The organism is Acinetobacter sp. YH12132 (genome assembly GCF_013418645.1).
Classification (GTDB): Bacteria; Pseudomonadota; Gammaproteobacteria; order Pseudomonadales; family Moraxellaceae; genus Acinetobacter; species Acinetobacter indicus.
Genome location: NZ_VPBR01000013.1, coordinates 56,611 through 62,889 on the forward strand (window position 1 = coordinate 56,611; position 6,279 = coordinate 62,889).

The 6,279-nt window shown below is 47.0% G+C and carries 6 protein-coding genes; 3 read left to right on the top strand and 3 right to left on the bottom strand.

Annotation, left to right across the window (positions count from 1 at the left end; genetic code table 11):
• Window positions 1-40: 40 nt before the first annotated feature.
• The gene (locus FTU67_RS11705) at window positions 41-523 is read left to right on the top strand and encodes an Lrp/AsnC ligand binding domain-containing protein (RefSeq protein ID WP_005178547.1); all 483 of its coding nucleotides are present in this window, start codon (window positions 41-43) and stop codon (window positions 521-523) included.
• Window positions 524-615: 92 nt separating this feature from the next.
• Here the strand turns inward: FTU67_RS11705 and putP are convergent, their stop codons facing one another.
• Window positions 616-2,124 carry a sodium/proline symporter PutP gene (gene putP / locus FTU67_RS11710; protein ID WP_075166972.1) on the bottom strand — a complete coding sequence of 503 codons (1,509 nt, stop codon included), beginning with the start codon at window positions 2,122-2,124 and terminating at the stop codon, window positions 616-618.
• A 424-nt stretch (window positions 2,125-2,548) separates the two neighbouring features.
• Here putP and aspA point away from each other — a divergent pair, with 424 nt between their 5' ends.
• The gene (gene aspA / locus FTU67_RS11715) at window positions 2,549-3,997 is read left to right on the top strand and encodes an aspartate ammonia-lyase (protein ID WP_016659035.1); all 1,449 of its coding nucleotides are present in this window, start codon (window positions 2,549-2,551) and stop codon (window positions 3,995-3,997) included.
• Window positions 3,998-4,086: 89 nt separating this feature from the next.
• Here aspA and FTU67_RS11720 read toward each other — a convergent pair whose 3' ends face one another.
• Complete coding sequence (locus FTU67_RS11720; protein ID WP_163170190.1) at window positions 4,087-4,791, bottom strand: NAD-dependent deacylase; 705 nt, start codon at window positions 4,789-4,791, stop codon at window positions 4,087-4,089.
• Complete coding sequence (locus tag FTU67_RS11725; protein ID WP_005178537.1) at window positions 4,784-5,743, bottom strand: LysR substrate-binding domain-containing protein; 960 nt, start codon at window positions 5,741-5,743, stop codon at window positions 4,784-4,786. Before FTU67_RS11725 ends, FTU67_RS11720 begins: the two co-directional genes overlap by 8 nt.
• A gap of 247 nt (window positions 5,744-5,990) precedes the next feature.
• On the opposite strand from FTU67_RS11725, the gene FTU67_RS11730 reads away from it, so the two are divergent.
• On the top strand, window positions 5,991-6,279 hold a 289-nt coding region (locus FTU67_RS11730), incomplete at its 3' end, for an acyl-CoA dehydrogenase family protein (protein ID WP_171301067.1).

Sequence of the window (6,279 nt, forward strand, 5' to 3'; positions counted from 1 at the left end):
TTTTTGTTATTTTTAGAGATAAATACGGATTATGAATGGAATGATGAGCCTGGATCGCACTGACATTAAAATTCTGGATATTCTGCAAAAAGATGGCCGGATTTCAAATATTAAACTGGCCGAAGCCGTCAATTTATCGCCAACTGCTGCGCTGGCACGGGTGCAGAAACTGAGTAAAGATGGTTTTATTCTGGGCTATGAAGCCAAGCTGAATCCGGAGTTGCTGAATAGCAGTTTTGTGGTATTTGTGGAAATTCTGCTGGATAAAACCACACCGAATGTACTGGAAGAATTTTCAGATGCGATTTTGCAGCATCCGGAAATTGTGGAATGTCACATGATTAGTGGTGGTTTCGATTTTGTGGTGAAAATTCGCTGTGCCAATATGGAAGAGTTCCGCAAGATTTCTGGGCAAATTTTATGGCAGTTACCGGGGGTGAAAGAAACCCGCAGTTATCCGGTGATGGAAGTGATTAAGGAAAGCTCGCAGCTAAAACTGAAATATCAGCACAAGGCCAAATAAGCCGTCATCTTGGCCCCTATTTTCTATCAAAAACCAAAAGGAGCCGAAGCTCCTTTTTTATGGATGATCAATCAATTCGGTAGATTGCTGTGCTAGCTGTTCATTTCCTGCATGGCTTTTTTGTACTCGGCATCTGACTGTTCAAAGCGTTCAATCACCTCTGTACTTGGTGTCCGGTCGAGCAGACTGACTATTACAATACTCAGGCTGGCCAGAATAAAGCCGGGAATAATCTCATAGAGTCCGGTATCGGCCATGACATTTTTCCAGACAATCACGGTCATCGCACCGACTAGCATCCCGGCAATCGCGCCTTTCAGGGTCATGCGTTTCCAGAACAGCGACAGAATAATGAGAGGGCCAAAAGCTGCACCAAAACCGGCCCAGGCATAGGCCACCAGCCCCAGGACTTTACTCGATGGATTGCTGGCCAGCCAGATTGCCAGCATTGCAATCAACAGCACCATAAAACGGCCGACCCAGACCAGCTCTTTTTGTGAGGCATTTTTGCGTAAAAAGGCTTTGTACAAATCTTCAGTTAAGGTACTGGAGCAGACCAGTAACTGGCAGCTGAGTGTACTCATGACCGCGGCTAAAATGGCGGCCAGAATAATCCCGGCAATCCACGGATTAAACAGGATTTTGGTCAGCTCCATAAACACGGTTTCAGGGTTCTGATTCACCACAGCCGCCAGTTCTGGAAATTGCTGGAAATAGGCAATGGCAATGAAACCGGCACCCACCGCGCCGCCCAAGCAGAGGATCATCCAGCTCATGCCAATTTTACGCGCCGCTGGAATGGTTTTGACCGAGTCGGCCGCCATAAAACGCACCAGAATATGCGGTTGTCCAAAATAGCCTAAGCCCCATGCCAAGGAAGATAAAATGGCAATAAAACTTAAACCGGACAGCATTTGTGTGGCATGTGGACGTGCGGTTTCCAGTAACAGACCAATTTGCTGACTATGATCACCCAATGCCAGATAGGTCATGATGGGGGTAATCAGCAGGGCAAAAATCATCAGCCCGGCCTGGAAGGTATCGGTCCAGCTAATTGCCAGGAAGCCGCCAATACAGACATAGCTGATGGTGGCAATCGCGCCAATCCACAGCGCCGTGGTATAGGACCAGCCAAACAGGCTTTCAAATAAACGCGCACCGGCCACCATGCCGGATGCACAGTAAATCGCGAAAAATACCAGAATCACCAGTGCTGAACTGACGCGCAGGATTTTCTTGCGGTCGCCAAAACGGCTGGTGAAATAATCCGGCAGGGTCAGGGCATTGTTTTGTACTTCGGTATGAACCCGCAAACGCCCGGCGACCAGAAGCCAGTTTAACCATGCACCAATAATCAGGCCGATGGCGATCCAGGCTTCAGATAATCCGGCCAGATAGATTGCACCGGGTAAACCCATCAGCAGCCAGCCGCTCATATCCGATGCGCCGGCAGAAAGCGCAGTCACCACGCTGCCCAGACTGCGGCCCCCAAGAATATAATCCGAGAAATCTGTGGTGGCCTTGTAGGCATACAGCCCGATACCGATCATGGCCACGATATAAAATATAAAGGTAATTAATGTGGGATTCAGTTGACTCATATGCCCATCCTTTGTCTGTAAGCGTTCATCCATCCGAGATGATTTTTTGCGCATTTTTTCAAGGAGCTGATTCAAGCATGGAATTAAAATTACGTTCTGTAACATTTCGACGGGATTTATAGCGGTCTTGTGTTGCAGTTTGTAGCTTTAGATACAATTGCAAAAATGGCTGCAATGAGCGGAAAATTATTAAGTCAAAATTTTGAATAAAGCCATAGATATTTTTATTTTTGCAAATATGGAGAGGATCTGTTAAATCTGGCTTAAAAATGGAGTAAATTTACATTATGTTACATCCAGTACATTCAGAAAGAATGTGTAATTAAATATTTCAAAAAGCGTATCAATCTTGTGTAGTTTCAGGCTGGCACAGGTTTAAGATTTTCTTATGCACAATATTGGTGCGAAATAGTGAGTAAACAGTGTGATTACGGTTCAGACAGAGAAAACAAGAATAGAGCATGATTTGCTGGGTGCTAAAGAAGTGCCGGCAGACAGTTATTATGGTATTCATACCTTGCGTGCCTTGGAGAACTTCCAGATCTCCAATCAGCAGGTCGGTGAAAACCTGCATTTCATTCGTGCTTTGGCGCAAGTGAAAAAGGCATCTGCACAAACCAATTTACAGTTTGAGAAAATCTCCCCGCAGGTGGCTGAGGCGATTCAGTATGCCTGTGACCAGCTGATTGAACAGCCTGCTGCATGGCGTGCGCATTTCCCTTTAGATGTTTATCAGGGCGGTGCCGGAACGTCGATTAACATGAACAGCAATGAGGTGATTGCCAATATCGCCTTAGAACATCTGGGGCTGGAAAAAGGCAGTTATTTTTCCATTCATCCAAATGATCATGTTAATAAGTCGCAATCGACCAATGATGTCTATCCAACAGCCTTGCGTTTAGCGACTTATTACAGTCTGGATGATCTGTTCGTGCAGATGCGTAACCTGATTGACAGTTTCTACAAGAAAGTAGCTGAATTTCAGTATGTATTAAAAATGGGCCGGACCCAGCTGCAAGATGCCGTGCCGATGACCTTGGGGCAGGAGTTCCGTGCCTTTGCCACCTTGTTAAAAGAAGATTTAAAACTGATTGACCGGACCCGTCAGTTGTTACTGGAAATTAACCTCGGCGCTACCGCGATTGGTACGGGTGTAAATACTCCCAAAGGCTATGCCCAGGAAGCGGTGCAGGCTTTAAAAGAGATTAGCGGCTTGCCATTAATTGGCGCAGAAGATTATGTTGAAGCCACCAGCGACTGTGGGGTTTTCATCATTTTATCCAGCACACTGAAACGTCTGGCAGTGAAATTATCGAAAATCTGTAATGATCTGCGTTTATTAAGTTCTGGCCCGCGTACCGGTCTGGGGGAAATCCGTTTACCGGAGTTACAGGCCGGTTCTTCGATCATGCCCGCCAAGGTCAATCCGGTCATTCCGGAAGTGGTGAACCAGATTGCCTTTAAAGTGATTGGCAATGACCTGACCGTGACCATGGCAGCCGAAGCCGGGCAGTTGCAGTTAAATGTAATGGAACCGGTGATTGCTGTGTCGATTCATGAATCCATCCAGTTATTGACTCAGGCCATGAAAAGTCTGGATGAGAAATGTATTCAGGGTATTCAGGCCAATGAACAGGCCTGCCATGATGCGGTGATGCGTAGCGTCGGTATCGTCACTTTGCTTGACCCGATTCTAGGTCATGCCAAATGTGATGAAATCGGGAAACTGTGTATTGCTGAAAACAAAACCATTCAGCAGGTGGTACTGGAGCAGGAATTACTGACTCAGGAACAGCTGGATGAAATTTTTGCCCTGCATAATCTGGTCAGTGAGGTAACACCACCGGAAGCAGTTTTTGCCCAAGTCAGCTAAGACACTGATTGCTTCAGTAAAACAGCAAAGGCTCAAGGTCATATATTGGTTTTGAGCCTTTTGTGTTTGGCCGATGGTTTTGATTCAACTTACAGGGTCGCCAGCAGACGTGGCTTTAACTGTGCCAAACCTTGGGTTGCAGTGGCGGCAATACATTCATATTGCGCCGGTAAACGCTGCTGATTGGCTTTCGGGTCAATATAATAGGCCTGACAATTGGCCGGAATTTCATGAACCAGACCAGCCACCGGGTAGACCGCCAGACTGCTGCCAATCACAATAAAAATGTCGGCATCCTGTACCCATTCAATCGCCTGTGCATAGGCAGGTACCGCTTCACCAAACCAGACCACGTGTGGCCGTAGCGGATAACCCGCATCACAGACATCGCGTTCCAAATCCAGCTCGGCGCCTTCAATCGGGTAAAAGCGGGTAGTGGTTTGTGCATCGGGACCGGAGGTTTTGGCCAGCCGGATATTGCCATGCAAATGTAATACCTGCTGGCTACCGGCACGTTCATGCAGATCATCAATATTCTGGGTAATAACAGCCACATCAAAATACTGTTCCAGTTCGGCAATCAATTGATGCGCCGCGTTGGGCTGGGCATTCAGAATATTTTTGCGCCGTTCATTATAAAAACGCTGCACCAGCGCCGGATTTTTGGCCCAGGCTTCCGGTGTGGCCACATCTTCCACCCGATGCTGCTCCCACAATCCATCACTATCACGGAAGGTATTGATCCCGCTTTCGGCGCTCATTCCGGCACCGGAGAAAACAATCAGTTTAGGCATAGGCAGATTCCTGTGTGGCGATACTGTGCGTGACTTCCTGTTGCATCCATTCTACAAATTTCTGAATTAAAACTGAATTTTCCTGACTAGAATGTACCAGATAATAGGAGCGCCGGCCGCTGAGCTGCTGATCTGAGGCCAGTACCAGTTCACCGCTGGTTAATTCCTGCTGAATCAGCATTTGCGGGATGAGTGCCATGCCCATGCCATGACTGGCGGCCACAGCCAGCATCGAAAACAGTTCATGACGCTGTCCATCATACGGATGGGCATGCTCAATCTGCTGGGTCTGGAACCATTCCTGCCAGATGGTTGGTCGTGTGGTTTGCTGTAATAAGGGCAGTTGCTGTAATTGTTCAGCAGCCAGGTTATAACCATAGCGATGGCTTTTTTGTGCCGCAGGAAAATGCCGGGCAATCAGCTGCGGTGAGCACACCGGCACCACATCTTCCTTCATTAAAAAATGGGTGTGGATTCCGGGCCAATGATCAATCTGCTGCTGCGTGCCCGCATAAATGGCCGCATCAAAAATATTTTCATTAAATAAAAACGGCTTGGTGCTGGTTTCCAAATGGATGGTAATTTCCGGATAGCGCTGGTTAAAACGATGCAGCTTCGGCACCAGCCAGCGCGTGGCAAAGGTCGGTACCACACCCAGTTTTAAGGTGCCACCTAATCCTTTATGCGACATCACATCGAGCGTGCTTTGCTCCAGCCCCAGTAAATAGGGTTTGATACTTTTATAATAATGCTGTCCTGCAGGCGTCAGTTCGACTCCATGCCGGGTCCGGATAAACAGGCTTAAGCCAAGAAATTCTTCCAGCTGCTGGATTTGCCGGGAAACCGCACTCTGGGTAATAAACAGTTCTTGCGAGGCATGAGTATAACTGCAATGCTTGGCTGCCGACTCAAAGCAGAGCAAGGCCTGTAAAGAGGGAATATTACGCCGCATTTCAGATCATCCTTTATCTGCACAGGTATTTGAAAATAGCATAGATGAAGGCACTATGATCGCCAATTTGTTTATTTTTTATTGTTTCTTCACAGGTTTTAGAGCGATGTGCAGCTCCAGTATGAATATGCTTATTTAAGATATGCGGAGAATGCATATCTGCATTAAAAAATCTCGTTTGAAAATATTATTTTTCACACATAGTATCAACACAAACAACGAGAACATCATTCAGGCAGAGGAAGCTATGAATCAAATGGTAAATTCACATTCAGGCCGTAAAGTACATTTTGACTGGCAAGACCCATTCCTGCTGGAGCAGCAGCTGACTGCAGAAGAGCGCATGATCCGTGATACTGCTGCAGCCTATTGTCAGGACAAGCTGATGCCACGTGTATTAGAACAGTTCCGTCATGAAAAAACCGATCCGACCATTTTCCGTGAAATGGGCGAGCTAGGCTTACTAGGCCCAACCATTCCTGAACAGTACGGCGGTGCCGGTTTAAATTATGTCAGCTATGGTCTGATTGCCCGTG